This is a genomic window from Streptomyces sp. TG1A-8 (assembly GCF_030499535.1).
Classification (GTDB): domain Bacteria; phylum Actinomycetota; class Actinomycetes; order Streptomycetales; family Streptomycetaceae; genus Streptomyces.
Window position 1 is genome coordinate 7,018,304 of sequence record NZ_JASTLB010000001.1, and the last position, 25,479, is coordinate 7,043,782.

The 25,479-nt window shown below is 66.4% G+C and carries 23 protein-coding genes and 5 pseudogenes; 22 read left to right on the forward strand and 6 right to left on the reverse strand.

Annotation, left to right across the window (positions count from 1 at the left end):
• The first annotated feature begins 36 nt into the window (after nt 1–36).
• Both QQY24_RS31375 and QQY24_RS31380 read left to right on the forward strand, forming a co-directional pair.
• Nucleotides 37–1,362: an MFS transporter gene (locus QQY24_RS31375; RefSeq protein ID WP_301976026.1), complete on the forward strand. Its 1,326-nt coding sequence runs from the start codon at nt 37–39 to the stop codon at nt 1,360–1,362.
• Entirely contained in the window at nt 1,362–2,282 is a 921-nt protein-coding gene (locus tag QQY24_RS31380) for a polysaccharide deacetylase (RefSeq protein WP_301976027.1), read from the forward strand. The genes QQY24_RS31375 and QQY24_RS31380 overlap by 1 nt, the downstream gene beginning before the upstream one ends.
• A gap of 208 nt (nt 2,283–2,490) precedes the next feature.
• On the opposite strand, the gene QQY24_RS31385 is transcribed toward QQY24_RS31380, so the two are convergent.
• Nucleotides 2,491–3,276: an IclR family transcriptional regulator gene (locus QQY24_RS31385; protein WP_301976028.1), complete on the reverse strand. Its 786-nt coding sequence runs from the start codon at nt 3,274–3,276 to the stop codon at nt 2,491–2,493.
• Nucleotides 3,277–3,426: 150 nt separating this feature from the next.
• On the opposite strand from QQY24_RS31385, the gene QQY24_RS31390 reads away from it, so the two are divergent.
• The 8 genes and pseudogenes from QQY24_RS31390 to QQY24_RS31425 form a co-directional block, all read left to right on the forward strand.
• Nucleotides 3,427–4,578, forward strand: a complete 1,152-nt coding sequence (locus QQY24_RS31390) for a CapA family protein (protein ID WP_301976029.1) — start codon at nt 3,427–3,429, stop codon at nt 4,576–4,578.
• 106 nt (nt 4,579–4,684) lie between these two features.
• Entirely contained in the window at nt 4,685–5,923 is a 1,239-nt protein-coding gene (locus QQY24_RS31395; RefSeq protein WP_301976030.1) for a dipeptidase, read from the forward strand.
• On the forward strand, nt 5,920–7,074 hold the full coding sequence (locus QQY24_RS31400; protein WP_301976031.1) for a M20 family metallopeptidase: 1,155 nt from the start codon (nt 5,920–5,922) through the stop codon (nt 7,072–7,074). The genes QQY24_RS31395 and QQY24_RS31400 overlap by 4 nt, the downstream gene beginning before the upstream one ends.
• Before the next feature lie 199 nt (nt 7,075–7,273).
• The gene (locus QQY24_RS31405; RefSeq protein WP_301976033.1) at nt 7,274–8,809 is read left to right on the forward strand and encodes an NAD-dependent succinate-semialdehyde dehydrogenase; all 1,536 of its coding nucleotides are present in this window, start codon (nt 7,274–7,276) and stop codon (nt 8,807–8,809) included.
• Nucleotides 8,810–9,110: 301 nt separating this feature from the next.
• Nucleotides 9,111–9,533 carry a carboxymuconolactone decarboxylase family protein gene (locus QQY24_RS31410; protein WP_301976034.1) on the forward strand — a complete coding sequence of 141 codons (423 nt, stop codon included), beginning with the start codon at nt 9,111–9,113 and terminating at the stop codon, nt 9,531–9,533.
• A 145-nt stretch (nt 9,534–9,678) separates the two neighbouring features.
• Nucleotides 9,679–10,584 (forward strand): NAD(P)-dependent oxidoreductase, encoded by a 906-nt coding sequence (locus QQY24_RS31415; protein WP_301976035.1) that lies wholly within the window; start codon nt 9,679–9,681, stop codon nt 10,582–10,584.
• Between the two features lie 160 nt (nt 10,585–10,744).
• The gene (locus QQY24_RS31420; RefSeq protein WP_301976414.1) at nt 10,745–11,404 is read left to right on the forward strand and encodes a GntR family transcriptional regulator; all 660 of its coding nucleotides are present in this window, start codon (nt 10,745–10,747) and stop codon (nt 11,402–11,404) included.
• Nucleotides 11,405–11,754: 350 nt separating this feature from the next.
• Nucleotides 11,755–11,898 (forward strand): annotated as a pseudogene (locus QQY24_RS31425) (IS701 family transposase); the annotation flags it as partial.
• A 213-nt stretch (nt 11,899–12,111) separates the two neighbouring features.
• Here QQY24_RS31425 and QQY24_RS31430 read toward each other — a convergent pair.
• Nucleotides 12,112–12,612 carry a RidA family protein gene (locus QQY24_RS31430; protein ID WP_301976415.1) on the reverse strand — a complete coding sequence of 167 codons (501 nt, stop codon included), beginning with the start codon at nt 12,610–12,612 and terminating at the stop codon, nt 12,112–12,114.
• 3 nt (nt 12,613–12,615) lie between these two features.
• Nucleotides 12,616–12,969 (reverse strand): annotated as a pseudogene (locus QQY24_RS31435) (VOC family protein); the annotation flags it as partial.
• A gap of 238 nt (nt 12,970–13,207) precedes the next feature.
• On the opposite strand from QQY24_RS31435, the gene QQY24_RS31440 reads away from it, so the two are divergent.
• The 3 genes and pseudogenes from QQY24_RS31440 to QQY24_RS31450 form a co-directional block, all read left to right on the forward strand.
• Nucleotides 13,208–14,287, forward strand: coding sequence for a glycosyltransferase family A protein (locus tag QQY24_RS31440; protein WP_301976036.1), 1,080 nt, complete (start codon nt 13,208–13,210; stop codon nt 14,285–14,287).
• Between the two features lie 274 nt (nt 14,288–14,561).
• Nucleotides 14,562–15,980 carry an amidase gene (locus QQY24_RS31445; protein WP_301976037.1) on the forward strand — a complete coding sequence of 473 codons (1,419 nt, stop codon included), beginning with the start codon at nt 14,562–14,564 and terminating at the stop codon, nt 15,978–15,980.
• Nucleotides 15,981–16,131: 151 nt separating this feature from the next.
• Nucleotides 16,132–16,359 (forward strand): annotated as a pseudogene (locus QQY24_RS31450) (transposase); the annotation flags it as partial.
• Between the two features lie 89 nt (nt 16,360–16,448).
• On the opposite strand, the gene QQY24_RS31455 reads toward QQY24_RS31450, so the two are convergent.
• Entirely contained in the window at nt 16,449–16,883 is a 435-nt protein-coding gene (locus tag QQY24_RS31455; RefSeq protein ID WP_301976039.1) for a hypothetical protein, read from the reverse strand.
• Between the two features lie 67 nt (nt 16,884–16,950).
• On the opposite strand from QQY24_RS31455, the pseudogene QQY24_RS31460 reads away from it, so the two are divergent.
• A pseudogene (locus QQY24_RS31460) lies at nt 16,951–17,564 on the forward strand (IS5 family transposase); the annotation flags it as partial.
• 39 nt (nt 17,565–17,603) lie between these two features.
• Here QQY24_RS31460 and QQY24_RS31465 read toward each other — a convergent pair.
• On the reverse strand, nt 17,604–18,194 hold the full coding sequence (locus QQY24_RS31465; RefSeq protein ID WP_301976040.1) for a TetR/AcrR family transcriptional regulator: 591 nt from the start codon (nt 18,192–18,194) through the stop codon (nt 17,604–17,606).
• A 113-nt stretch (nt 18,195–18,307) separates the two neighbouring features.
• On the opposite strand from QQY24_RS31465, the gene QQY24_RS31470 reads away from it, so the two are divergent.
• The 8 genes from QQY24_RS31470 (at nt 18,308) to QQY24_RS31505 (ending at nt 24,681) form a co-directional block, all read left to right on the forward strand.
• Entirely contained in the window at nt 18,308–19,585 is a 1,278-nt protein-coding gene (locus QQY24_RS31470; protein WP_301976041.1) for an MFS transporter, read from the forward strand.
• Nucleotides 19,554–20,480: an alpha/beta fold hydrolase gene (locus QQY24_RS31475; protein ID WP_301976042.1), complete on the forward strand. Its 927-nt coding sequence runs from the start codon at nt 19,554–19,556 to the stop codon at nt 20,478–20,480. Before QQY24_RS31470 ends, QQY24_RS31475 begins: the two co-directional genes overlap by 32 nt.
• A gap of 91 nt (nt 20,481–20,571) precedes the next feature.
• A complete protein-coding gene (locus QQY24_RS31480) occupies nt 20,572–20,811 on the forward strand; it encodes a hypothetical protein (RefSeq protein WP_301976043.1) in 240 nt (79 codons plus the stop codon).
• Nucleotides 20,808–21,194 (forward strand): hypothetical protein, encoded by a 387-nt coding sequence (locus QQY24_RS31485; protein WP_301976044.1) that lies wholly within the window; start codon nt 20,808–20,810, stop codon nt 21,192–21,194. Before QQY24_RS31480 ends, QQY24_RS31485 begins: the two co-directional genes overlap by 4 nt.
• A gap of 213 nt (nt 21,195–21,407) precedes the next feature.
• The gene (locus QQY24_RS31490) at nt 21,408–22,001 is read left to right on the forward strand and encodes a TetR/AcrR family transcriptional regulator (protein ID WP_301976045.1); all 594 of its coding nucleotides are present in this window, start codon (nt 21,408–21,410) and stop codon (nt 21,999–22,001) included.
• Nucleotides 22,002–22,064: 63 nt separating this feature from the next.
• Complete coding sequence (locus QQY24_RS31495; RefSeq protein WP_301976046.1) at nt 22,065–23,471, forward strand: amidase; 1,407 nt, start codon at nt 22,065–22,067, stop codon at nt 23,469–23,471.
• A gap of 148 nt (nt 23,472–23,619) precedes the next feature.
• Nucleotides 23,620–24,276, forward strand: a complete 657-nt coding sequence (locus QQY24_RS31500; RefSeq protein WP_301976048.1) for an NAD(P)H-binding protein — start codon at nt 23,620–23,622, stop codon at nt 24,274–24,276.
• A gap of 225 nt (nt 24,277–24,501) precedes the next feature.
• The gene (locus QQY24_RS31505) at nt 24,502–24,681 is read left to right on the forward strand and encodes a hypothetical protein (RefSeq protein ID WP_301976049.1); all 180 of its coding nucleotides are present in this window, start codon (nt 24,502–24,504) and stop codon (nt 24,679–24,681) included.
• A 43-nt stretch (nt 24,682–24,724) separates the two neighbouring features.
• Here the strand turns inward: QQY24_RS31505 and QQY24_RS31510 are convergent.
• Nucleotides 24,725–25,445 (reverse strand): annotated as a pseudogene (locus QQY24_RS31510) (IS6 family transposase).
• Nucleotides 25,446–25,479 lie beyond the last annotated feature (34 nt).

Here is a 25,479-nt window from a genome sequence, read left to right on the forward strand (position 1 = left end):
GGAAACCTCCCCCTCCCTCCGATCAAAGGAGTAGTCGTGTCAGCAGAAGAGCACACCGTCGTGGTCGAATGCGTCGACAGTCGCGTGCCCTCTACGAGGATGACCCGCGAACAGAAGAAGGCGATCTTCGCGGGCTCGCTGGGGAATGCCGTCGAGTACCTGGACTGGGGAATCTATGCTGCCCTCGCCCCGGTCTTCGCGGGTCAGTTCTTTCCTAAAGGGGATCCCACCACTGCGTTTCTCTCCACTCTGGCCATCTTTGCCGTGGGATTCTTCATGCGCCCGCTCGGCGGTCTCGTCCTGGGCGCCTACGCCGACCGGTACGGCCGCAAGAAGGCCCTCAGCTTGACCATCAGCCTGATGTCGGTCGGTGGTCTCGCCATCGCTGTCTGTCCCACCTATGAGCAGATCGGCGTGTTCTCGCCCCTGGTGCTTCTGATGGCCAGGTTGGTGCAGGCGTTCTCCGCCGGCGGAGAGTGGCCGAGCTCCGTGTCATACATCATCGAGAATGCGGCGCCGGGAAGGCGGGCATTCGCCGGGTCCTTCCAGCAGGTGTCGACGGCGGGCGGCATGCTGCTCGCTTCGCTGATCGCGCTTGCCGTGACGTCGGTTCTGAACGACCAGCAGATGCACGCGTTCGGATGGCGGATCGCTTTCGCGATTGCTGCCGCTATGGGCCTGGTCGTCCTGTGGCTGCGGGTTCGCACGCAGGAGAGCCAGCACTTTGACGACGCAGACCTGTCCGGTAAGACGCACAAGCCGGTCACGAAGCTGTTCGCGGAGCACAAGATGAGCATGCTCCGTGTCATCGGGATCACGGTTCCCGGAGCGATCATCTACTACCTGTGGATCACCAGCATGCCGGGGTATGCCAGTACCACAACCGGACTGGATCTCGACATGGCGCTCCTCGCGAACTCCATCACGGTCTTCCTCTTCATGTTGCTGCTCCCGCTCGGCGGCCTACTGTCCGACCGCTTCGGAAGAAAGCCTACTTTCCTTGCCTTCCTGATCGGTTTCATGCTGTACGCCTGGCCGGCCTACCGCTTGATCGAAAGTGGCGGCTTCTGGACGCTGTTGCTGGTGGAGCTGATCGGAGTGGTTCTGCTTGTCGGTAACTCAGCGAATGTAGCTGCCATTTACGCCGAGCTCTTTCCCACTGCAGTACGCACTACCGGTACAGGCCTTCCCTATGCGTCGGCCGTCGCGCTGTTCGGCGGTACTGCCCCGTATTTCACCACGTGGCTGGCCAGTATCGGACACCAGGACAAGATTTGGATCTACATTGTCGCCTCGGCGTTGATCGGCATGGTCACGATCCTGACCATGTCCGAGGGAGCCAAGAAGGGAACACTTGACTGATGAGTGCAAAACCAGAGGCATCGATCGAACAAGAACCATGGCAGTGGGAGGAAGCTACATGGCGGGGATACGCCGAGCGCGTCCGCGCAGGGCGTGACCTGACGCCCCGGGCGTGGCCGGGCGGTGCTCGTATGGCCGTGGCCCTCTCATTCGACCCTGACCACGAGACCCTGTCGCTTCGGGAAGGGGATACTTCGCCCGGCGCGATGGGCAGGGGCGAGTTCGGCTCCCGAGTCGGGTCCCGCCGGATCCTGCGGCTTCTCGACGAGCATCAGATCCCGGCCACCTTCTTCATTCCTGCTGTGTCTGCACTGCTGCATCCGCAGGAGGTGAAGGCCTACGCCGCAGCGGGCCACGAGATCGGTGCGCACGGGTGGATTCATGAGCGGAACGCGCTGCTGAGCAGGGAAGACGAGTACGAGCTCACCCGCCGCAGTGCCGATGTGTTGGAGAGCCTCGTCGGCCAGCGGCCGATCGGAATCAGGACGCCGAGTGCCGACTTCTCCGACTCGACTGTCGAAATCCTCCAGGACCTCGGGTTCAAGTACGATTCGTCACTCATGGCCGACGACATGCCTTACGAGATCCTCTCCAACGGCCAGTCCACGGGCTTGGTGGAAGTGCCCATGGAATGGATCCGTGACGACGCGCCCTACTTTATGATGACGCGGTTCGGCCCGCACCGGCCGTACACGACACCTCGTGCATGGGTTGAGATCATGAAGGATGAGTTTGATTCAGCCTATGCCGACGGGGCGGTCTTCCAGCTGGTCTGCCACCCGCACATCATTGGGCATCGCTCCAGGATGCTCGTGCTGCGTGAGCTGGTCGAGCATATGAAGGCTCACGAGAACGTGTGGTACGCCACGCATGGCGAGGTCGCGGACTACGTGTGGCGGAACGCTGGCGTGGCCGCGTAGGGGTTCGCAGCCCGGTAGGTGAGGCCAGCAGGGGTCTCGTCCACCGGGCTGCGGCCGGGTTGCCCCGGTGTTACGTTGACTCCTTGAGTGGCGCGTCGGCGAGGGTGCTTCCTGGCCGTTGGGAGATGGCTGGACAAGCGCTCCGGGACAGTGACCGACCGGGCGGACGGCCTTCCCGCCGCTTGGGCGGAAGAAGCCGGGCTGCCGATCAGGAAGAGGAGATCAGTTTGCTGATCTCGTCTGCGGCTGCGACGACCAACTGCGCCAGGGCCTCTTCCTGTGCGTTGTCGTAGCGCATCTGCGGAATGGACAAAGTGAGTCCTGCAATGGGTTGTCCAGTCGAGTCAGTGATGGCCGAGGCGATCGAAGCGACGTGCGGACGAAACCAGCCCGACACGTTAAGGGCGTAACCGCGCCTGGTGGTCCGCTCGATCTCCTCGCGGATCTCTTCGGAACTCGGCACGGGAGCATGCGCGAACTCCCGGAGCTCATGTTTCAGCAGCTCATCCACATCGGCAGGCTCAAGGTGCGACATGATCGCAACGCCCGCCGAGGTGGCCCGCAGAGGCACGCGCGTGCCGACTTCGAGGAACACGCGGACCACTTGCGTGCTGTCCTGTGTCGCGACGATGACGTAGTCCTCTCCGTCGCGCAGACCGAGCTGAACCGTCTCGTCAGTCTCTGCGGCGAGGCGTTTGACGACAGGCACTGCCAGATCTCGAAGGTCCTGCTCGCCGGCTCCTCGCAGCCCGATGGCGAGAGCCTTCATGGTCACGCCCCACCGCGCATGCTCGCGGTCGACGACCCTCAACCAGCCAGCCTGCTGAAGTGTGACCAGGCACCGCTGGACCGAACTCTTCGGTATCTGCGTCGCGCGTGCCAGTTCCGAGACGCCGATCGGCTGGCGCATGGCGACTTCCTCGAGGACGCGAAGTGTGCTGAGAACGCTGTTCATCGAGCGAATACCGTTGCTCGGCTTGTCCTGCGCGGTCACGTCTCCCCCGCCTCTTTCCAATGCCTGACCTGGGCTAGGAGCGTACCACCCGGTGCATCGGCATCTCGCATGGCGGCACAGACCCCTTGTCGCGGCAGTCTGGTTGAACTACGATGTGGCACACTGTATCGCATAGTGGAACGAGGTTTCATGGATCTGACCATCGTGGGGGATGTCGTCGTATCCGGCCTGCCGAGGCGTCCGATGGTGGAACCGGCTGAACCGGGCGACTCGGCGTTCGGTCTCCTGAAGGCAGGTGATCTGACGATCGGCAATCTGGAAGTACCTCTCACGGAGTCCGGTGAGCGAGCTGAAAAGCTCGTTGCGATGCGGGCGCCAACGACCGGCGCAGCGGAACTGGCGGAACTCGGCTTCGATCTGGTGTCGCTGGCTATGAACCACGCCATGGACTTTGGAGCCGATGGCATGCGTGACACGGTACGTGCGCTGGACTCGGCTGGCGTCCTCCATGCCGGGTTCGGAGAGTCGGTTGCCGAAGCGACTCGGCCCCGAGTGGTATCCGTCGGTGACAGCACGCTGGCCTTCTTCAGCTTCTGCTCGGCCCTTCCGCTGGGCTACAACGCCACTGCGGACCGGGCGGGAATCGGGGCGATCCGTGTGCGCCAGAACTTCGAGTTCGACAGCACCTTCCTGGATGAGACACCCGGTACGCCTCCCTTTGTGCACTCGAGCGCGCATGAGCCGGACGTCCAGGTCGCGGAAGCCCTGATTCGTGAGGCCAAGCAGCACAACGACGTCGTGGCCGTCGCCCTGCACTGGGGCGTGCCGTTCTGCTATCTGCCGGATGTCCAAGGCCCGCTGGCGCAGTACCAGCGGCCTCTGGCGCGGCGGTTGATCGACGCGGGCGCGGACCTCATCATCGGCAGCCACCCGCACTGTCTCCATCCCGTGGAGTTCTATGGGAACGGGCTCATTCTCTATTCGACGGGGAACTTCGTGTTCGACTGGTGTGACGGTTGGAGCCCGGACTCGATGGTCGCCAAGGAGGACGCTCACCCTGCGCCGCCTTACCAGCCGGCACTGTTGAAGGGCCCGTGGTACGAGAGTGCGGTGTTCCATGTGCAGCTGGACGGGCACGAGGCACCCGAACTGCGCGTCGAGCCGATCGAGCTTGACTCGGACAGTCAGCCGATCATCGCTCGACCCGAAGTGGCTCAATCGATCCTGGCCCGCTTCGCGGAAGCCTCGAGGGCGCTGGGCCAGGCAATCGCGGTGGACGTCGATGGGACTGTACGGCGCCAGGTGACATCACCAACCGCCGAGGCGCTGAGGGTCTCATAAGCGATCACGATTGCTCACAGGTGCGACAACACTGAAGTATCGTGCCATATCGTAGAACGCCATGCTATATTGCAGCACGGTGGGAGTGTGTCAGTCAGATCGCCGTGTGACGAACACCGGAGAGGGGTTGCTGCAGGTGCCCGGTTCTGTCGCCAGGCCGTCCGACTACGAGTCGTTCCCCTATGTGGAGCGCGGAGCGGATTTTCCAGCCATCGAACTGTGTGATCCCCGGCATCGGCGAAGCACCTTTGCTGCCGCCCTGGACGAGGAGCAGGCCAAGCGGGTCGAGCGGCTGCTCGCAGAGAATATGGTCATCAGCTTTCACGATCATCCGCAGCTGCTCCCTGCGGAACCGGGTGAGACCTTCTCATATCTTCGGACCAGGCGTGAGTTCACGGCCTTCGCCGAGCTGCGGAGAGCGGGTCTGACAGCCGTTTTCGACAACCTGTTCGGTGCCATAGGGTCCATGACGCCGTCCGGTTGGAAGTGGGACGACCTGATCACGACGCTCGGCATGCGTCTCGCCGACCTGGCCCATCAGGAAAGTGCGGTGGTGGCTCGGACGGTCAAGGACATCCTCGATGCCAAACGAAACGGCGCCGTCGCCTTCATTATGGGTACCGAATCCGCCGGGGCCATCGAGAACGAACTCGACCGCATCGACGTTCTCTACGGATTCGGAATCCGCCAGATGGGGTTGGTGTATGCCGACTCAAACGCGCTTGGAAGTGGCCAGAAGGAACCCCGAGACGCGGGTTTGACGACGTTCGGTCGTCGGGCTGTGGAGCGCATGAACGCCCTGGGCATCCTCATCGATGTTTCTCATGCCAGTGACCAGACCTCCATGGATGCGATTGAGGCGTCGTCCAAGCCGATCGCCATCACGCATGCCGGTGCTCGCGCGGTTTGGCCCACCCCGCGGATGAAACCCGACGACGTACTCAAGGCGTGTGCCGAACGCGGAGGAGTGCTGGGCATCGAGGCAGCCCCGCACACCACGATCTCCAAGGCCCATACGAAACACACGATTGAGTCCGTGATGGACCACTTCGAATACGCGGTCGAACTGATGGGTGTCGAGCACGTCGCTTTTGGGCCTGATGCGTTTTATGGCGATCACGTGGGCTTCCACCACGCAACCAGTGTGAACTTGGGACTCGCAGCCATGATAGACGCTGGAGAACTTGAATACGAAAGAGTCTCTCACGTCGACGGTATGGAGAATCCGAGCGAGAACTTCCGTAATGTCGTCGGCTGGCTCGTCGAGCACGGGTACAGCGACAGCGACATCCGTGCCGTACTTGGCGGCAACATCCTTCGACTACTGAAAGAGGTATGGCGATGACGGATATCAACGAGCGCATCAAGCAGGAATTCGACAAGAACCTGAAACTGGTCACAGACCTCTCGCACACCATCCACGCCACCCCTGAGCTGGCTTTCGAGGAGCACCAGACGTCTTCGGCGATCATCTCGGTCCTCGAGGCGAACGGCGGCTTTACAGTGGATAAGGGCGTAGCTGATCTGCCGACAGCGTTTGTGGCGTCTGCAGGCTCCGGTGACCTTGCGTTCGGCCTTTGCGCGGAGATGGATGCGCTCCCCGATATCGGCCACGGCTGTGGCCACAACGTCATCGCTGCGGCGGCCGTGGGTGCCGCACTGGCGCTGGCCCCGTTCGCCGATGAGCTGGGGCTGACAGTGCAGGTCTTCGGCACTCCAGCCGAGGAAAGCGGAACCGGTAAGGAAATCATGGTGAACCGGGGCGTCTTCGACCGGACGCATGCGGCCATGATGGTGCACCCGCAGTTGAAGGACGTTGTCACTCCCCATCTGCGCGCCTCGCGGTCCTGGCGGGTCACCTACACGGGTCGCGGAGGACACGCGTCGCGACCGTGGAGTGCGCTCAATGCCGCCGACGCAACGGTGCTGGCCCAGACCGCCATCGGACTGCTGCGGCAGCAACTGCAGGACGGCATCAGGGTGCATCACGTCGTGAGGGAGGCCGGCGCGGCTGTCAATGTCATCGCGGACCATGCCGTGGTCGACTGCATGATCCGATGCGACACGATCGCCGAAGTCGACGACGTGTGGGAGCGGGTACGACTGTGCTTCGACGCCGGAGCCGTGGCTACCGGAACGGCAGTGGAGTACAGCTTGCTGCCGTCCATCTACCGAGAGTTCCGCCACGACCAGGACCTGGCCCCCCTCTTCGAGAAGAACGCCCGGGCCATCGGCCGGACCTTCCCGGACTACCCGGACAAGATGTTCGGTTCGACCGACATGGGAAATGTCTCGCTGCGGATCCCCGCGCTGCATCCCATGCTGTCCTTCGATGGTCTCCCGGCTGAAGCCGGGAACCACACTGCCGCCTTCGCTGCTGCCGCCGGCGGTCCGCAGGGCGACCGGTTCGTCAGGGACGCCGGGCTGGCCATGGCGCTCACGATCGCGGACGCCGCACAATCCAAGCCCGTCCGCGCTCGCCTCTTGGCTTCCTGACGAACAACAGGGGCTGTGGCTGCCTGCTTTCGCCGGTCACCGTACTGGAGCCAGTACCCCACGGTGACCACCGGCTGCTTCGGCCGGGTCGCCCGCCTCGAACGCAGCAGACCACAGCCACTGCGTCCCTCACCGCTCGGCCGGTCGGCGGAGATCGTGAACGTCTTCCCATTCCCACCTACACCGAGGAGAATTCCCCATGGCATCCGGGAGCAACAAGGCTTTGTCACGCAAGGAGGACAGAGCAGACGGCGACCCACTTCTTGACGGTGCCGCTCTGGTGAGAGACCTCCTGCCCGCCGACCTTCGCCGGCTTTACATCGGTGGGAGGTGGCGCGACGGCGGCAGCGGCCGGCACTTCTCGGTCTATGATCCGGCAACCGGCGGAAGCATTGCCGAAGTCTCCGACGGCACGGTGGACGACGCCGGCCTCGCTCTCGATGCGGCGGTGCAGGCACAAGCCGAATGGGCCCGCAGCGCGCCCGGCGATAGGGCTCGCTTGCTGGCCGAGGCGGCGCACATCGTCCGTCAACGTGAGGACGACTTCGCCCTGCTGATGACGCTGGAGATGGGCAAGCCGCTCGCAGAAGCCCGTGCTGAGGTGGCCTACGGAGCCAGCTTCCTGTCGTGGTTCGCCACAGAGGCCACTCGGATCACGGGGAGACTGCAGACTTCGCGAGACGGGCTCGCCGACCTCGTGGTGGAGCCCGAGCCCGTGGGCCCCTGTCTGCTGATCACGCCTTGGAACTTCCCGCTCGCGATGGCTACCCGCAAGATCGGTCCCGCAATCGCGGCCGGTTGCACAATGGTGGTGAAGCCCGCCGCCCTGACACCCCTCACCACCCTTCTCCTCACCCGCATCTTTGAGGAAGTGGGCCTTCCTCCTGGCGTCCTCAACGTAGTTACCACCACCAACGCGGCCGGCGTGACATCGCCGTTGCTCGCCGACTCCCGGCTGCGCAAGGTGTCTTTCACCGGTTCGACGTCAGTGGGCCGCACGCTGCTCAGGGCCGGTGCGGACAATGTGCTGCGGACCTCCATGGAGCTCGGCGGCGATGCCCCCTTCATCGTTTTCGACGACGCCGACCTCGAACAGGCTGTCGATGCCGCTGTTGCGGCGAAACTGCGCAACATGGGCGAAGCCTGTACAGCGGCCAACCGTCTGCTCGTCCAGGAGGGCATCGCTGCGGACTTCGAGCAGGCGCTGGCACAGCGTTTCTCCGGGCTCACGCTGGGACACGGCGCACTCGCCGACAGCGACGTGGGTCCGCTGATCACTGTGGCGGCCCGTCAGGAGATTCACGGCCTCGTCGAGGCCGCCGCGGACTCCGGTGCTCGTGTTCTCACGGGAGGGCAGATTCCCGAAGGCCCCGGTGCCTTCTATCCGCCGACCGTCGTAACCGACGTCCCCCGAGATTCGAAGCTGTGGCAAAGCGAGATCTTCGGTCCTGTGGCGGCGATCTCCACCTTCGGTACAGAAGACGAGGCCGTCGACCTCGCCAATGACACCCTCCTGGGACTTGCCGGTTATGTGATCTCAGGCGACACGGCACGGGCGGTGCGGGTCGCACGCAAGCTCCAGTGCGGGATGGTCGGCATCAACACGGGCGTGGTCTCGGACGCGGCTGCCCCATTCGGTGGCGTCAAGCAGTCCGGACTCGGCCGCGAGGGGAGTCTCGAAGGCATCGAGGAATACCAGACACTCAAGTACATGAAGGTTCCACGACAGAGTTGACACTGATGACCAGTACGTGACCGGTCCAGAGGTGCGTTCCCGGATTCGGGGACAGGGAACGACCGAGCCGGTGGAGGCCGGTCCCGGGAGTTGCGTGGGGGAGGCTTGCCCGGGCTTCGGTTCGAACGCGGCAACTCCACCGACGGCACACGTCGGCCACCTCTGCTGCACAGTTCCCTTCAGGTCGTCCGGGGATTGACCACTGGAAATTCCCCGGCGAGGGGGCGCACGTCGCTTGGTTCCGGAGCTCTAGAGTATGAAGTAATACTGTATTGCGATAATTTGGAAACCGATTGAAGGAGTGCTGATAGCTACGGTTGATGACGCACAGCAGTACATCGACGAGATGGCGCGTAAGCGAGGCTATGTCCTCGACTACCACAAGGTGATGGCCAAGCATGACTTCCCCGTGCTGCAGGCTGCCAATGATCTCGTGGGCGCCGCGTATCTCAATCAGCGTGCACTGGACCGTAAGACGAAGGAACTCATCTTCATCGTGAGCCTCACGGTGATGCGCGCTTCCAAGGGGCACATTCAAAGCCGTATCAAGGTCGCGCTCGATTTGGGGGTCAGTCCGCAGGAGATCCTCGAAGCGATCGAGATCAGCCTTCCCGAAGCCGGTGTCGTGGCTTTTCAGGCCGGTTTCGAGGCCTGGTGTGAGGTCGTGGGCGCTGAGGGTCTGAAGCCGACTGTGGAGGCTTTCCGCGGAGGTTCGGGCGCTTGACGCGCTTCCGGAAACCCGGCGTCACCAGTACCCATGACCACGCTGCGATTGACCCTTGAAGGGTCCCCGCCGACGCTCCCCTTCCGGGACTTCGGTCGGGCCGGGTCTCCTTTGATCAAGTGCAGACAAAGAAAGCAGGGCAGACATGACGGACGCAGTTACCTTCATCGGCTTGGGCACGATGGGACAGCCCATGGTCCGCAACCTCGCGCGATCTGTGCCGGTAGCGGTCTACGACGCCGCCCCTGAGGCGATCGCCGTCGCCGCCCGAAACGAGGGCGTGACGGCATTGGCGAGTCTCAACGACGGGGTCGGCGCAAGCGTCGTGGTCCTCATGCTCCCCAACAGCAAGGTCGTCGAGCGTGTGCTTGGTGATCCGGGGGACCCCGAAAGCTTCGCCGGCCGCTTGCGTCCGGGCACGCTTGTCATCGACATGGGTTCTTCGGCGCCCCGCGTCACTCAGCAGCTGGCCGAGCGACTTCGGGAACGTGAGGTGGGCATGGTCGACGCGCCGGTCTCCGGTGGTCCACGCAAAGCGGCGACGGCAGAACTGACGATCATGGCGGGCGGTCCGGTCGACGCCTACGAGCAGGCCCTTCCGCTCCTGCGCGCGATGGGTACGTCGGTGACGCATGTCGGCCCGGCCGGGTCCGCGCACGCTTTGAAGGCGCTCAACAACCTGCTGTCGGCTATCGGTCTGGTCGGTGCGCTTGAAGTGCTCAGTGCAGGAGCAAAGTTCGGTTTGGACCCTCGGACCATGCTCGACGTCATCAACCGGTCCACCGGTCGCAACCAGTCGACCGAGGTCAAGATCGGGCCGGAGGTGCTGGACGGACGGTTCCAGGTCGGGTTCTCGCTCCCGCTGACCGTCAAGGACATCACCACCGCCCTGGACTTGTCGACGTCACTGGACCTGTCACCGGAGGTGTCGCAGGCCTGTGTCCGGTTCTGCCAAGCGGCGCTCGCCGATCTCGACGGGGAGAACCCGGATCAGTCCGAGATCGCCCGATACATGGCGAAGACGACGGGTGTCGACCTGACCCGGCGGTAAGGGAAGGTGGGCTGCCCGCCGAGGTCGGCGCCCGTCCACAGTGTCACTCCTGACCGACGGATTTCACATCACCGTATTACCGTACGGTAGTTGAAATCGGCTACCTGGGGAGGCTGTCGCATGGCAGGGCAACGAGTGCAGCGTGCGGCCGCACCACTGCGTGCCCAAGTGCTGGAACTGTTCCCTCAAGGCATCCTCGCCGCGAAGTTCCTACCCCGGGGAGCGGCTGGTCGAGGCGCGGCTGTGCGCACGGTACGAGGTCTCCCGGACGGTGACCCGCGAAGTCCTGCGGCAGTTGGAAGCCGAGGGGCTCGTGAGCATGGTGCCCAACCGCGGTCCGGTCATCACCGAACTGACGGCCTCTGACGCCGAGGCGCTCTACGAAGTGCGATGTGCGCTGGAGGACCTGGCCGGGGCCCTTTTCGCCGAGCGGGCCACCCCTGAACAGCGTGAGCAGGTGGGTGCGGTGGTGCGCCGGTCCTCACGCGCGTACCAGGAGGCCGGCTTGAGTGGGCGGCTCGCGATGAAGGACGAGTTCTACGACATTCTCACTGCCGGGGCGGGGAATCCGATCATCGATTCCACCCTTCGCGGCATCCACGCCCGCGTGCAGATGCTGCGCGGGCTGTCCATGCAGGCTGAGGGGCGAGGGCCGGAGACTGTCCGGGAACTCGCGGCCATCTATGATGCCGCGGCCGTGTGCGGTGATGCCGGTGCCGCACGTGAGGCGTGCGAGACACACGTCCGCAATGCCGCAGCGGCCGTACTGGCCCGGCTCTCCACAGAGCTGTCAGACCACCAGGGAGCCGACGTCGGCTGACGAAGGTGAAGCCCGTCACCGTTCCATCCGGTCCTCCATCGACTGTCTATGAGTGGCTCCATGCGGTCGGCTCCCGAACCCCTCAGGGCACCGCCGGTTCTCGATCCTCGCCGCCTGTTGCACGCGCTCTGGCGGACCGGGTGAGGACCGGACGCCGGCGTTTGGATCCGGCGCCCGCCTCGCTGGCCCGGGCCGCCCTCGGTGCCTTCGAAGACCAGGTGGCCACTGCCCATCGACCATGGTGACGAAGTGGGCGGTGAGCACAGTGCCTGCCCCATGCCCGGTGGTGCCGACGCGAAGCAGCGCGGTCCCAGCCCTGCTGGACCAGGACAGAACAGCCGGGTGCTGGTGAGGAGGCCGGTCACGACGGTCTGGACCGAATCCAGCGGATGCTGAACCGGATGGAGTGGGGATCCCGACGAGGTCTTCGATGACGTGCGGGACTACGTAGAGCACTCGGCGACCGGAATGCCGTCCTGATCGTCGACGACACCAGCTCTGGGACATCCTGCACTGGCCACACTGGTAGGCCAGGCCAAGACGACCAGCGATCGTTCGGCTGCCAGATTTGCGTGATGTAGGCTCTGCCGTCACGCTTCTCGGGCTCGGTGTCCGTGAAAGGGGCTTGATCTTGGACGATCGCACATCGCGGCTGGTCACGACGATCGTCTTTGCTTCGATTCCGGTGAGGGCGTGAGAAGGAATTGTCAGGAGGGGTGGTGGTCGCGCACCTCGACTTGGATCTCGATTTCCACTGGGGCGTCGAGGGGCAGTGCCGCCACACCGACTGCGGAGCGGGCATGCACGCCGCTTTCACCCAGCACCTTGCCGAGAAGCTCACTCGCGCCATTGATGACGCCCGGCTGACCAGTGAAGTCCGGCGCGGAGGCGACGAAGCCGACCACCTTCACCACCCGCACGATTGTGTCGAGGTTGCCGACGACAGACTTCACGGCGGCGAGTGCATTCAGTGCGCTGACCATTGCCAGCTCTCTGGCCTGCTCCGCGCTTACCTCGGCTCCGACCTTGCCGGTGACGGGTAGCGCACCATCAATCATGGGCAACTGGCCGGCGGTGAAGACATGAGCACCAGAACGCACGGCGGGTTGGTACGCGGCCAGCGGCGGCACGACCTCCGGCAGTTTCAAGCCCAGAGCCGCGATCCGCTCCTCTACTGCGTTGACGCTCTCATAGGTACTGAGCTCCACGAGGTTGCCGTCAGGGTCACGAATATAAACGCTGGTGATGGGCCCGCTGGCTCCTGTCCTTTGTACGGGCCCTTCCTCGACGTCCACGCCCAGCCGCCCGAGCTCCGCCAGAATGATGTCAACGGGATCATTCACGATCAAGCACACGTCAGCGCTGCCCGGCGTGGGGCGATGAGCCTTGGGCTCAAACTCCTTCCCTGCCTGATGTAGGTTGATCTTGCTGGAGCCGAAGGCGAGTGCGCGTCGTCCGCCGCCGAACGTCACGGCCTCCATGCCGAGAACGCGAGTGTAGAAATCCGTTGTGATGTCAAGATCGCGAACAACCAGAACGATGTGATCAAAGTGATCCACGCGCATGGTGGCCTCCTATTGGTCGGGTCGGCTCCCCGATGTGAAGAGTGGGTGATGGCGATGCTTGTCCCCGGCGACTCCGCTCAGGGCAAGGAGATGACCATAATACCGTATGATAGTGCGTGGGGTGGGTGCGTTCGCATCTCGGCCGCTCTCGTGATTGCCGAACGCTGTTGGCTGACGAAGAGGGCGCGCGCAACCGCGCGGGTGCGCAGTCGCAGCAATCTGAGCAGGTTGGGGAAACGTGGCCGTAGCGCAACCTGATGTGAGCGTGATCATCGGGGCGCACGAAGCGATGCCGTACCTGATCGAGTGCCTCTCGTCCGTCGAGGCACAGACCATCGATCCGGAGCGCATCGAGGTCATCGCGGTGGACGACGGTTCGACGGACGGCGCGGGGGAGTACCTGGAGGAGTTCGCCGAGCGGGCTCCCATGCACGTCCTGGTGATCCGGCAGGAGAACTCCGGCGGCCCGAGCGGCCCGCGCAACGTCGGCCTAGGCAAGGCGAGCGGGCGCTACGTCTTCTTCCTGGACGCCGACGACCGGCTGGGCCCCGAGGCGCTGGAGCGGACGGACGTCTTCTCTTCCAACATCAAATTCACGCTCAGCGCGCAGAAGCGGTTCCGCGGGGAGCTGCTGGAGCGGTACGGCATGCGCTTCGACGAGTCGCTGTTCAGCGGCGAGGACGCGCTGTTCACCATGGAGGCGTACCTGTGGGCGGACGGCGTCTCGATCGTCGCCGACCACACCTGCTACCACCTGGTGGGCCGCGACGACGGCAAGCACGTGACCAAGAGCGGCGGTTACACCCTGCGCTTCGACTCCGCGCGGGCCCTGATGAACCTCACCGCGGAGCATGTCCCCGCGGGCGGCCGGCGCGACCAGCTGATGATGCGGCCGTTCCCGGTGACGCTGCTACCGCAGTTCGGGCCCACGTACCTCACGGACAGCGAGGAGGTGCGGCGGCACAAGTTCGAGCTGGCCGCGCCGCTGATGGACGCCCACTGGGCCGAGGGTGTGGCCCGGCGCCTGAAGGTGCACGAGCGGCTGCGACTGCACCTGGTCGCCGAGCAGCGGCCCGACCTGCTGCTGGACGTGGTGGAGTTCGTCAAGGCCAAGAAGCAGGCGGCCGCCCTCCTGGAGAAGAAGGGCCGCCGCGTCTACCTGGCCTACCCGCATTTCCGCGACCGCGCCGCGGGCATCCCCGACGCGGTCTACCTCGCGGGATCTCACGAGGCCCGCGCCTTCCCGGGCTACCGGGAGGGCGGTGTCGACACGTTCGTGCGCCGGGCCGTGAGCACGGCGCGGCGGACGCGGTCCTGAGGCGAGAGCCGGACGGACACAGCAGACGGCAGTGCCACAGGCCGCGACCCTCCATTTCCGGGCGGCCGGCGCGGCGCTGTCTTGAGCCTGGTGAGACCCGAGGCGGGACACGAAGATCAGCGCACTCGCCGGAGGATGCTCAGGGATTCGGCCTGACGGAATCGACGAACAAGGTGTTGACATGAAATCGGGCCACTCATGTACCTTAAGTAGGCACGCTGTACCGTAATGTGGCACGCTATATACTGTTCTGGCACTGCTCTACGAGGTGTTCGTGACTTCTTCAGCTGGCACGGCCGTCGGCCCCTACGACCCAGGCGCGTACGTGGGATTGCGGTTCTACGCGGCGGTGAGGTGCTTCCAGGAGGGCACTGACACGCCGCGCGACTACCTGGAGCGTTGCCTTTCGAGAATCACCGAGCTCGAGCCGACTGTGCGAGCCTGGGTCATCCTCAATGAGGCGGGCGCTCGCGAGCAGGCTGACGCGAGCACTCGTCGCTACCGCCGAGGAGAGCCTCTCTCACCCATCGACGGTATGCCGATCGGTGTCAAGGATGTGCTCGAAACGAAAGACATGCCCACTGAGTACGGCTGCGCCGCATACGCGGGGAATTTCCCCAAGCGGGACAACGCCGCGGTGTGGGCACTGCGACAGGCGGGCGCTGTTCTGATCGGTAAGACCGTGACGACGGAATTGGCAGGGCCGGAACCGGGCCCGACAACCAACCCGTTCAACCCGGAGCACACCCCGGGTGGATCTTCGTCCGGCTCGTCGGCGGCCGTCGGAGCGTCGATGGTGCCGGCTGCGATCTCCACGCAGTCCGGCGGGTCGCTCATGCGGCCGGCCAGCTATTGCGGGAACTGGGGCTTGAAACCGTCACGTGGTGCCATCAACCGTGGTGAGCGGCAGACCGCGAGCACGACGGCCCACGGCGTAGTGGCAGCGTGCCCCGAGGACATGTGGCAGGTGGCCATCGAGATAGCCCGTCGCGCGGGTGGTGATCCCGGTTGGCCGGCGCTGCGCGGTCCGTCCGTACCGCCACCGGCCCGAAAGCCCCTGACGCTCGGCGTCATGGAGACCGAGGGCTGGGGTCGGCTGGATGAACGCAGCCGCGAAGCGTTCGAGAGGGTCGTTCTGCAGATCGAGTCCTGCGGAGTGACTGTACTCCGGCGATGCGACGAGCCGCTGCTCGAGCGGTTCGAGCAGACGCTGACCGGTGCGACCGAATTGACCAACCTGATCCTCGCGCGCGAGCACCTGTGGGCCTTTCGTGACTTGGCAGAGGCGCACCCGGACCGCATCTCCGCGCGAAGCAAGCACTTCTTCATCGACGCTGCGGAGAGGTTGGGGGCCGCGGGTTACGAGCGAGCGCTGCAGGATCGTGAGGTCGTGCAAGCAGCCTTTGCGAGTCTGGGCAAGGTCCTGGACGCCGTCGTATCGCCGACATCCACCGGCTCGGCCCCGGAACGGTTCGGCAGTGGCACCGAAGATGCGACGACGCGGTGGCCAACAGGAGACCCCGTGTTCAACACGCCGAGCTCACTGCTGGGAGCGCCAGCCGTGAACGTCCCGCTCATGGCGGTCGGTGGGTTGCCGTTCGGTCTGCAGGTGATGGGCCAAGCGGGCACTGATGCCCGTACGGTTGCGTTCGCGCGCTGGCTCGGTGAGGCGATTGCGCCGGTCATCGTGTGAGCTAGAAGTTGTCCCGTAGGGGTGTGAGTTGTCCGGTGAGGGCCGGTTGTGCTGCTGGGCGATGCCGAGCATGGCTCGGTGAGCACGGTTTCCGCCTCCTGGTAGGGGCTGTGATGTGTCTGACCGCTTCGCTGGCTGGTGCCGGGACAAGCTTGCTCTGACCTTGGAGATCGTCAAGCGCACCGGCGACATGACCGGGTTCGTGGTGCTGCCCAGGCGTTGGGTGGCAGAGCGCACGTTCGCGTGGCTGATGCATTCGCGTCGTCTGGCCCGGGACTACGAGACCCTGCCCGCCGCCAGCGAGGCGATGATCCGGTGGTCGATGGTCACGCGGATGAGCCGGCGCCTGGCACGGCCACGGGTCGCCGGCCGGCACTGAAGGCCCCCGACGCCTCCAGCAGGAGCCACTCGCGCTCCGCCAGGCGCCGGGCCTTCGACCGCACCGCCTCGACCTTCGCCGGCGTCGCGTCAAGGCCCAGCTCCACCGCGATCTCCTTGGCTCGAAGCGGCCCGTGACCCGTGGATCGCTGCTGCTCCAGCACGCCCAGAATCCGCTGACAGTCCGGCGCCGGAACCGTCACCGGCAGCCCTTCCCGCCAGGGCGGCACCGCCGAGCCCGGCACCCGTGCGAGCGACGGCGCCGGGCTCCTCCTCCGCCTCGGCCGTGGTCACGGCGGTGGACTCGGCCGCGGAGACCGCCAGGGCCTCGAGCAGTTCCTCCCGCGCGATCACCCGCCGGTCCAGCTCGATCTCAGCGGCCTCCAGCACCTCAGCCAACCGCGCGGCTTCCTCCCGCAAACCCTCCACCCGCACCCGGGCAGCCGCCTCCCGCTCCTCCAGCATCCCCAGCACCGACGCCACCGCGCACCCCTCGACCATGAAGCGGACACAAGACGCCGGCATGCCTCCCTCAACCCGAGCAAAACCATGCCTGACCAGCAGAAATCAAGGAACCACGTTCGGTTGAGATACGGCTTCTCGCCGCGGGTTCCTGATCTGGTCGAGAGCCGGTGTGTGGGGCCGCCTGCACGAGGCGGTGCTGCACCGGCTCGACGACGCCGGCCTCATCGACGTCACCCGCGTGGTCCTGGACTCCGCCCACGTGAGGGCTGAAAAGGGGGCGGACACACAGGTCCGAGTCCCGTGGACCGGGGCAAGCCGGGTTCCAAAAGGTACATCCTGTCGGACGCGAACGGACTGCCCCTTCTCGTCGGCGTCTCCGCCGCGAACGTCCACGACGGCGAAGGGCTGAAGCCCATGGCCGAGGGTCACCAAACGAGACACGACCCCCACCGCGGCCGCCACTTCAAGCCCCAGCCTCTGCATGCGGACAAGGCTTACGATGTGCCTCACCTGCGTAAACGGCTACCTGGCAAACGCATCGGCGTGCGGATCGCCCGCAAAGGGATCGAGTCCAGCGAACGACCGGGCCGCCGCGGGGTCATCGAACGGACCCTCTCCTGGCTGTCCGGCTACCGCCGCCTGAGCCCTCGCTACGAGCGCGATCCCCGCGACCACCTGGCCTTCCTCGGCCTCGCCGCCGCCCTGTGCTGCTACAAACGACTCATCCGCCTCACCACATAGGACACGCTCCAGATACGCGAGCCCACCAGTACCAACCCCCTAGTCACGCGCGTGCAACGCCTGTGAGAGCGCGCCGACGGTCACGTTCACTATGGCCTGGAGTTGTGCGGGGCTCGCCCCGGCTCTGCTCATGACGGCGAGGGACTGGTTCACGGCCGCCACGTGGACGGCGAAGGTCTCGGCGTCCTGGTCGGTCAGTCGGCCGGCCTTTAGCGCGGCGCGCAGGCGCGTGAGCTGGAAGTCGAGCGCCTGCCGGGCGTGCGCCGCGACGGCCGGGCTCAGCACCGGAGTCGCCATGGCCGACTGGGCGATCAGACAGCCGTCGGGCAGTCCGGGATCGGCGATGCGCCTGAGGGTGACGTCGAAGAACGCGCGGACCGCTGCCAGGGGCTCGGTGGCCGCACCCGATAGGGCGGCGTCGTACTTGTCGCCGTAGCGCGCGGCGTAGCGGTCCAGGCAGCGCAGGAACAGCGTGTCCTTGTCGCCGAGCGAGGAGTAGATCGAACTGCGGTTCAGGCCGGTCGCCCGGGACAGGTCGTCGACCGAGGTGTCGGCGTAGCCGGCGCGCCAGAACTGGATCATCGCGGCGTCGAGCACCGTGTCCATGTCGAACTGTTTCTTGCCCGCCACGTGCCACTTCCCTGCCGGTGTTTCGGTATGCCGGTGTTCCGGGTGGTGCCCACCGATACTGCCCATCATCTCATCTTGAACTGATTGTTTCAAGATGTGTTAGCCTTCGGAGCATGATCAGGGCCAGGCGTCCCCCGTGCATCGAGACAGCGCGACGAGCGCGCCACGCGCCCCCGGCCGGCGCCACCGCCGTCGTCTTCCTCTACACCGTCGTCATGGCCGGCGGGAACCTGACCATCCCGCTCTACAGCCTGTGGGCGTCGCAGTTCGGCTTCGGGCCCGTCACCACCACCCTCGTCTTCATCGCCTACGTCGTGGGAGTCGCCGGCACGCTGCTCGTGGCTGGCTCGCTGTCCGATGCGATCGGGCGCCGTCCCGTCCTCGCGCTGGCACTCGCGCTCGCGGCGCTCAGCACCCTCGGATTCGCGCTCGCCGAAGGCCTGCCCGTCCTGCTGGCCTCACGGGTTCTCAGCGGCATGGCGACTGGTCTCGTCACCGCGGCGGCGACCTCCTCGATCGCGGAGGTCGTGCCCGGCCGCAAGACCGCGTCGGTGCTGGCCACCGCCGCCAACGTCGGCGGTTTGAGTCTCGGTGTGATCGCCGCGGGCCTGCTCGCGCAGTTCGCCCCGGCGCCGACCCGCACCGTGTTCTGGTGCTACCTGGCCGTCTGCGCCGCAGCGGGCATCGCCTGGTCGGCAGTCTCCGAGACTGCCGGGTCAGGGACGCGCTGGCAGCCCCGGATCCGCCGCCCCGCATTTCCTTCCGGCGCGGGCCGGGCCCGCTCGTTCCTCGCCTCCGGCGTGCTCGCCGCAGCCGCCTCCGGCGTGAACGGATTCTTCTCGTCCCTAGCCCCCGCATTCCTCCGCGATGACCTGGGCATAGCGAACCTGGCCGTCATCGGCGCAGGCATCGGAACCCTGTTCGCCGGTGCACTGCTGTCTCAGGTCGTCGCCCCGCCGGCCCTCCTGCGACGCGACACCGGGACAGCCCTGCTGGTCATCGGGGTGACCGTCATCGAGGCGGCGCTCTGGATCCGCTCCGCGCCTGTCTTCGCCGTCGGCACCGTCCTCGCCGGGGCAGCCGTGGGAATCCTGTTCCGCCACGGCCTCGGCGTCACGGACGCACTGTGCGATCCCGGCAACCGGGCCGAGCTCAGCGCGACGTACTTCCTGTTCATCTACTCCGGGCTCACCGTCCCCGTCCTGCTGCTGGGCCTCGTCGATCAGGCCGCCGGGACCCGGATCTCCAGCACCATCCTGGCCGCCCTCGTCATCTGCATCGCCCTCGCGGGCCTTGCCCTCGGGCAGACCGCCGGACCAGCACACCCCCACACGCACACCAACAACACCGATAACACCGATGGAGAATCCCATGACCGTCTCCGCAAGTAACCCCGTCCCCGGCCTGCCCCTGGACGACCTGACCGGATTCACCCACCGCTGGGTCGACGCGGACGGCATCCGCCTCCATGCCGTCGAGGGCGGCCGGGCGGACGGCCCGGCTGTCGTCCTGCTCGCCGGGTTCCCGCAGACCTGGCGGGCCTGGCGGAAGGTCATGCCCCGCCTCGCCGACCGGTCCCGCGTCATCGCCATCGACCTGCCGGGCCAGGGCCACTCCGAGCGCCCGGAGCGCAGCTATGACACCCACACGGTCGCCGCCCACGTCCACGCCGCCGTGCAGGCCCTCGAAGTGCCGGCCTACTGGCTGGTCGCCCACGACATCGGCGCCTGGGTGGCCTTCTCCCTCGCCCTGAGCCACGAGAGCCGACTGCGCGGGCTCGCCCTGCTCGACGCCGGGATTCCCGGCATCACCCTGCCGGAATCGATCCCCACCGATCCGGCCCGGGCGTGGAAGACCTGGCACTTCGCGTTCCACCTGGTGCCCGACCTGCCCGAGAGCCTGCTCGCCGGCCGCGAGCGGGAGTACGTCGACTGGTTCCTGAACGCGAAGGCCCATGCTCCCGGCACGTTCGACGACGCCGATCTCGACCACTACGCAGCGTCCCTCGCCGCCGACGGCGGCCTCCGCGCCTCCCTCGCCTACTACCGGGACGCCGCCGAGTCGGCGCGCAGGAACCACCGGGCGCTCGACCGGCAGCACCTGACCGTGCCCGTCCTCGGCATCTCCGGCAGCCACGGCTCCGTCCCGGACATGGCGGCCTCCCTCAACCCGTGGGCCGACCGCACCAGCGGGGTTACCGTGCCCGGCGCCGGGCACTTCATCCCCGATGAGCAGCCCGCAGCCGTCGCTGCCGCGATAGCCGACTTCATCACCGGCACCGACTGACACCACTCAGGCCCGCACCGCCGGGTCCGAACTGCCGGGTCCAGGACCGTGCGCGCCCCGGATGCGCCTACCACCGCGGCCGTTCCGGAACATGTGGCGGCACATCCGGGCCTGGCGGGGGACGCAGACGGGCCGCACCACTGTCGCAGCTTCCACGGCGCAACTCCGCGACTGCGACCCCGGGGTTCCTGAGGCGTCGGACCGCGCCGGGCCGGCCACCACCGCCGAGAACGCCGGCGTCCGCAAGACCGCCACCGGCGCCCCTCCCACCCCGTCCGCGAACGTCGCCAAGCTCCGCCCCCGCGCGGCCCGCATCCTGCCCGACGCATGACCCGCCCCTACGCCACCGACGAACAGTACGAACGCGGGTTCATGGCCGTTTGCTGCCGATGTGGTCCCCGCAGGCACAAGGTCGGCACCTGCTCGGACCGAGCCGCCAGGACACGAGGCGCCTGCCCGGGATGCGGCCAGCCCCTCGGCCCCAACCACCTCTCCACGCTCCTGAACCAGGTCGGAATCCCGATCGCCGCTGCCCGGGATGCCGCCATCCGGCAGCAACTCCTCGAACTGCCCGCACCCATCGTCGCGGACGCTCTCGGCTACCACGACCAGACCACCAGCCGCCTCCGCAACGAGACCGCCGTAACCCGGAACCATACACCGCTCGCGATCACGCACTGTCATGACCGGTTGGAATCCTGGGCGAACTCGTGACAGTTGAATACGAGAGCCCACCAGTACCGAAGGCCACAGCGCCCGAGACCGGACTGGCAGCCAGGAGAGCCGACGGCTGTCCGGGCGCCAAGGTGCCGGCGGCCATGGCCTCGACCGGCGCCCCCGAGTGGTGACGGACGCCAAGGAGATATTCATAGACGACCGGTCTGATTCCTCTAGCCAACCGGTCTACTCAGATGCTACGGTTGCGACATGCCAGTCACCAAGGCGGAAACACGCCAGAGCCTGCTCGACGCCGCACGACGACTCGTAGTCACCAAGGGCTACACCGCCGTCGGCATCAACACGATCCTGACCGAGGCCGGTGTCCCGAAGGGGTCCTTCTACCACCACTTCGATTCCAAGGACGCCTTCGGCGAGGCGATGCTGCAGAGCTACTTCGACGAATACCTCACCACCATGGACGCGATCGTCGCCGACAGTGGCAAGAACTCCGCGGAGCATCTGCGGAAGTACTGGCAGAACTTCTACGACACTCAAGTCGTGGACAACTGTCAGGGAGGGTGTCTGGTCGTCAAGCTCAGCGCCGAAATCGCCGACCTCTCCGAGGTGATGCGCCTTGCCACCAAGGCCGGCACCACGGCGATCGTCGACCGGCTGGAGCGGATGATCATCGCGGGCACCGCGGAGGGGTCCGTGTCCGTCGACGACACCCCTCGCACGACAGCCGAGGCCCTCTACAACCTGTGGCTCGGGGCGAGCGTGATGGCGAAGATCCACCGAAGCGCCGCCTACCTCGACCACGCCATGGCACTCACACTAAAGACCCTTCACCTGCCCTCCTGACGCCCTCGCCCGCGCATGGCGGAGACATCACCTGCAAAGTAGACCGGTCTAGGAAGGACCGTCATGACTGCCGACCTCATCCGTTCCGACGCGACGGAACTCGCCGAACTGATCCGCACCGGGAAGGTGACCTCCGTCGAGGTGGTCCAGGCGCACCTGGACCGCATCAAGGCCGTCGATCCGCAGATCAATGCCGTCGTCACGCTGGCGGACGGTGCTCTTGAGGCGGCGAAGGCCGCGGACGAGGCGCTGGCGGCGGGCGTGGAGGCCGGGCCGTTGCACGGGGTGCCGTTCACGGTCAAGGACTCCTTCGACACCGCCGGGGTGCTGACGCAGCGCGGTTCCCCGATCTTCAAGGGCCGCATCCCGGACACCGACGCCACCAGCGTGGCCCGGATGAAGTGCGCCGGCGGCATCCTCATCGCGAAGACCAACCTCCCGGAGTTCTCCTACTCGACGGAGTCGGACAATCTGCTCACGGGCAGGACGAACAATCCCTGGAACCTGGAGCGCACGCCCGGCGGCTCCAGCGGAGGGGAGTCCGCGGCGATCGCGGCGGGGATGTCGCCGCTCGGCCTCGGCAGCGATCTGGCCATCTCGGTACGCGGACCGGCCGCCCACACCGGCATCGCCGCCCTCAAGCCCACCCACGGACGTATCCCCATGACGGGGGTCTGGCCGCGGGCGCCGCGCCGTGACTGGCACGTCGGACCGATGGCCCGCACCATCCGCGACCTCGCACTGGCCTACTCGATCCTCTCTGGCCCCGACGGCGCCGACGGCTTCGCCACCACCCCGCCCGCCTTCGACACCGGCCTCGGCACATCGCCCGACCGGCCCGTGCGCGTCGGCTGGCTGGTCGACTCCGGACTCGGCCCCATCGACCCTCAGGTCGCCGCCACCGTGCAGAACGCCGCTGAGGCGCTGAAGGGCGCCGGAGTCCAAGTCGAGGCCGTGAGCATCCCGGCGTTCGAACGGGACAATCCCCTCGACCTCTTCTACCGCCAGCACGTCATGGAGGTGAAGCCGGCCTTCCGGGACGTCACCACCGGCTACGAGGACCGGATGGGCAAGGTCTCCACCGCCATGCTCGCCGGCCCCGACACCTCCATCGAGGACTACGTCCTGGCCGAACAGGGCATCGAACGCCTCCGCGACGCCTTCACCGACTACTTCACCCGGTACGACGTCCTCCTCCTCCCGGTCCTGCCCATCCCCGCCCACGAACACGGACTGACCCACTTCACCATCAACGGCCAGACGGTGGACGCCGCCCACATCCAGACCGCCACCATCCCCTTCAACCTGACCGGCCTACCCGCCCTGTCCATGCGCTTCGGCACCAGCAACGACGGCCTGCCCATCGGCGTACAACTCGCAGCCACCTGGCACGCCGAATCCACCATCCTGCACATCGCCGCACTCCTGGAAACCCTCAGCCCCGTCCGCGACCAGCACCCCACCCTCTGACGGGCAGACAACAGCACCACGGCGGTTTCGAAGAGCATGGCCCTCGCGCCCCTCGAAGCCGCCGTGTCCGCTGAGCGGATGACGTCGTCTCCCGACCGCGACGTTCCCCGCCTCATCCACTGAACATGCCAACGAAGGAAACCGCATCATGAAGACGTTCATCATCGGGATCGCCGGCGGGGTCGGGTCCCTGCTGGCACGCGAACTGATCGCTCGGGGCGACGACGTCAGCGGCCTCGTCCGACGACCGGAGCAGCAGGAGGCGCTCGGGGGGACCGGGGTCCGCGGCGAGCTGGGCGATCTCACAGAGATCTCGGCAGCTGAGCTGGCAAAACTGATCGGTCCGGCCGACGCTCTCGTGTTCAGCGCAGGTGCCGGCGGCACGGGCAAGGAAGCCACCACCGCCATCGACGGCGACGGAGTCGTCAAGGCGATCGAGGCCGCACGTTTCGCCGGTGTCACCCGTTTCGCCCTGGTGTCGGTGTTCCCCGAGGCGTGGCGCGAGCGCAACCTCGGAGAGCAGTTCGATCACTACATCGCCGTGAAGAAGTCTGCCGACATCGCCCTCACCCAGAGCGGACTCGACTGGATCATCCTCCGGCCGGCCGTTCTCCTGAACCGTCCTGGTCAGGGAACCGTCGCCCTCGGCCCCGCCCAGCGACACGAGGAGATCTCCCGGGCGGACGTGGCCGCGACCCTCGCGGAACTCCTCCACGAGCCGCGGATCACCGGTCAGATACTCGAGCTGACCGCCGGTGACACCCCGATCCCGGACGCCGTGCGCGCGAACGTGCGCGACCGCTGAGACGCACAAGTCCGCGCCAGACCAGGCGGCCGGCCGTCACCCGCGTCGGAGTGCTGCACCGGGCGCCCGTCGACCACGCGGGTGGCGGCCCGCTTGAGTCTGCCGAGCAGCGGGACGGTCTCCGCGTGGATCACGCCGGGCAGGGAACCCAGCTGTTCGGTGACATAGCTGAACAGCTCGTCGCCGGCACGGCAGGTCGCCGCGGCCGCGATGTTCCCGGGGCCCGTGACCGCGGCGACCGAGCTGGTCCGCCGGTGCGAGGAAAGGGCCTCGGCGACCGTGGGCATGAAGTTCGGCATGCTGGAAGCGTTCGGCTACCGCACCTCGGCCACACTGTTCCGCAGTGCGCCCCTCCAGGAGATGCCGTTCCGGCGCTGTCACGTTGTTGGGTGTCTGGGTCTTTGACGGCGCGTCGGAATGTGGCGCGGGTCGGGTTTCGGGCCGGCGCTCAGGCCTCGGCGGGCAGGTCAGCGGCGCCGGTGATCTGGTCCCGGACGGCGAAGCGGACGGTCGTCTCGGCGCGGTGGTCGGTGGCGGTCATCAGGTGGCGGCGGGCCGGAAGTGGGGTGAGATGCCGCTGAACGCGGACGGGAACCGCTGCGCCCCGCCGGCCGAGCGCCAAGCCCTTCATCGCGCGTTCGCGCCGACGGGTGGGCCGGTGGCTGTTCTCCGCCCGGTTGTTCAGACACTTCGACTGCCGGTGCTCGACGCAGGGCATGACCTCACGGTGGGCGGCACCGTAGGAACGGAGTTCATCGGTGACGACCACTTGCGGGACCGCACGTGTCCTCTTCGTCAGGCGGCGGAAGAACCGCCTGGCCGCGGTCTTGTCCCGGCGGTTGTGCACGAGGATGTCCAAGATCGTTGCCGTTTTGGTCGACGGCCCGCCACCGGTACCTCTGCTCACCGTTGACCTGGATGAAGACTTCGTCCAGGTGTCACTTGTCCCCGGGCCGAGGCTGCCGGCGGCGCAGCGCGCCTGCGCAGGCCTGCCCGAACTTCGCGCACCGGCGGCGGACCGTTTCACAGGAGACGACGACCCCGCGCTCGAGCAGGAGCTCCTCCACCTCGCGCAACGACAGCGGGAAGCGGTGGTACAGCCACCCACAGGGGGAGACGACCTCCACCGGGTACCGCTGACCCTGGCACGACAACGACGCGCCCCCCACGGACCACCCTTCCCAGACTGATCAACCCGAAGAT

Bases quoted from the DNA above. Each gene is read 5' to 3' on its own strand.
- QQY24_RS31380 (WP_301976027.1), top strand. From the start codon at position 1,362: ATGAGTGCAAAACCAGAGGCATCGATCGAACAAGAACCATGGCAGTGG.
- QQY24_RS31390 (WP_301976029.1), top strand. From the start codon at position 3,427: ATGGATCTGACCATCGTGGGGGATGTCGTCGTATCCGGCCTGCCGAGG.
- QQY24_RS31400 (WP_301976031.1), top strand. From the start codon at position 5,920: ATGACGGATATCAACGAGCGCATCAAGCAGGAATTCGACAAGAACCTG.
- QQY24_RS31405 (WP_301976033.1), top strand. From the start codon at position 7,274: ATGGCATCCGGGAGCAACAAGGCTTTGTCACGCAAGGAGGACAGAGCA.
- QQY24_RS31415 (WP_301976035.1), top strand. From the start codon at position 9,679: ATGACGGACGCAGTTACCTTCATCGGCTTGGGCACGATGGGACAGCCC.
- QQY24_RS31455 (WP_301976039.1), bottom strand. From the start codon at position 16,883: ATGCCGGCGTCTTGTGTCCGCTTCATGGTCGAGGGGTGCGCGGTGGCG.
- QQY24_RS31470 (WP_301976041.1), top strand. From the start codon at position 18,308: ATGATCAGGGCCAGGCGTCCCCCGTGCATCGAGACAGCGCGACGAGCG.
- QQY24_RS31475 (WP_301976042.1), top strand. From the start codon at position 19,554: ATGGAGAATCCCATGACCGTCTCCGCAAGTAACCCCGTCCCCGGCCTG.
- QQY24_RS31480 (WP_301976043.1), top strand. From the start codon at position 20,572: ATGTGGCGGCACATCCGGGCCTGGCGGGGGACGCAGACGGGCCGCACC.
- QQY24_RS31485 (WP_301976044.1), top strand. From the start codon at position 20,808: ATGACCCGCCCCTACGCCACCGACGAACAGTACGAACGCGGGTTCATG.
- QQY24_RS31490 (WP_301976045.1), top strand. From the start codon at position 21,408: ATGCCAGTCACCAAGGCGGAAACACGCCAGAGCCTGCTCGACGCCGCA.
- QQY24_RS31495 (WP_301976046.1), top strand. From the start codon at position 22,065: ATGACTGCCGACCTCATCCGTTCCGACGCGACGGAACTCGCCGAACTG.
- QQY24_RS31500 (WP_301976048.1), top strand. From the start codon at position 23,620: ATGAAGACGTTCATCATCGGGATCGCCGGCGGGGTCGGGTCCCTGCTG.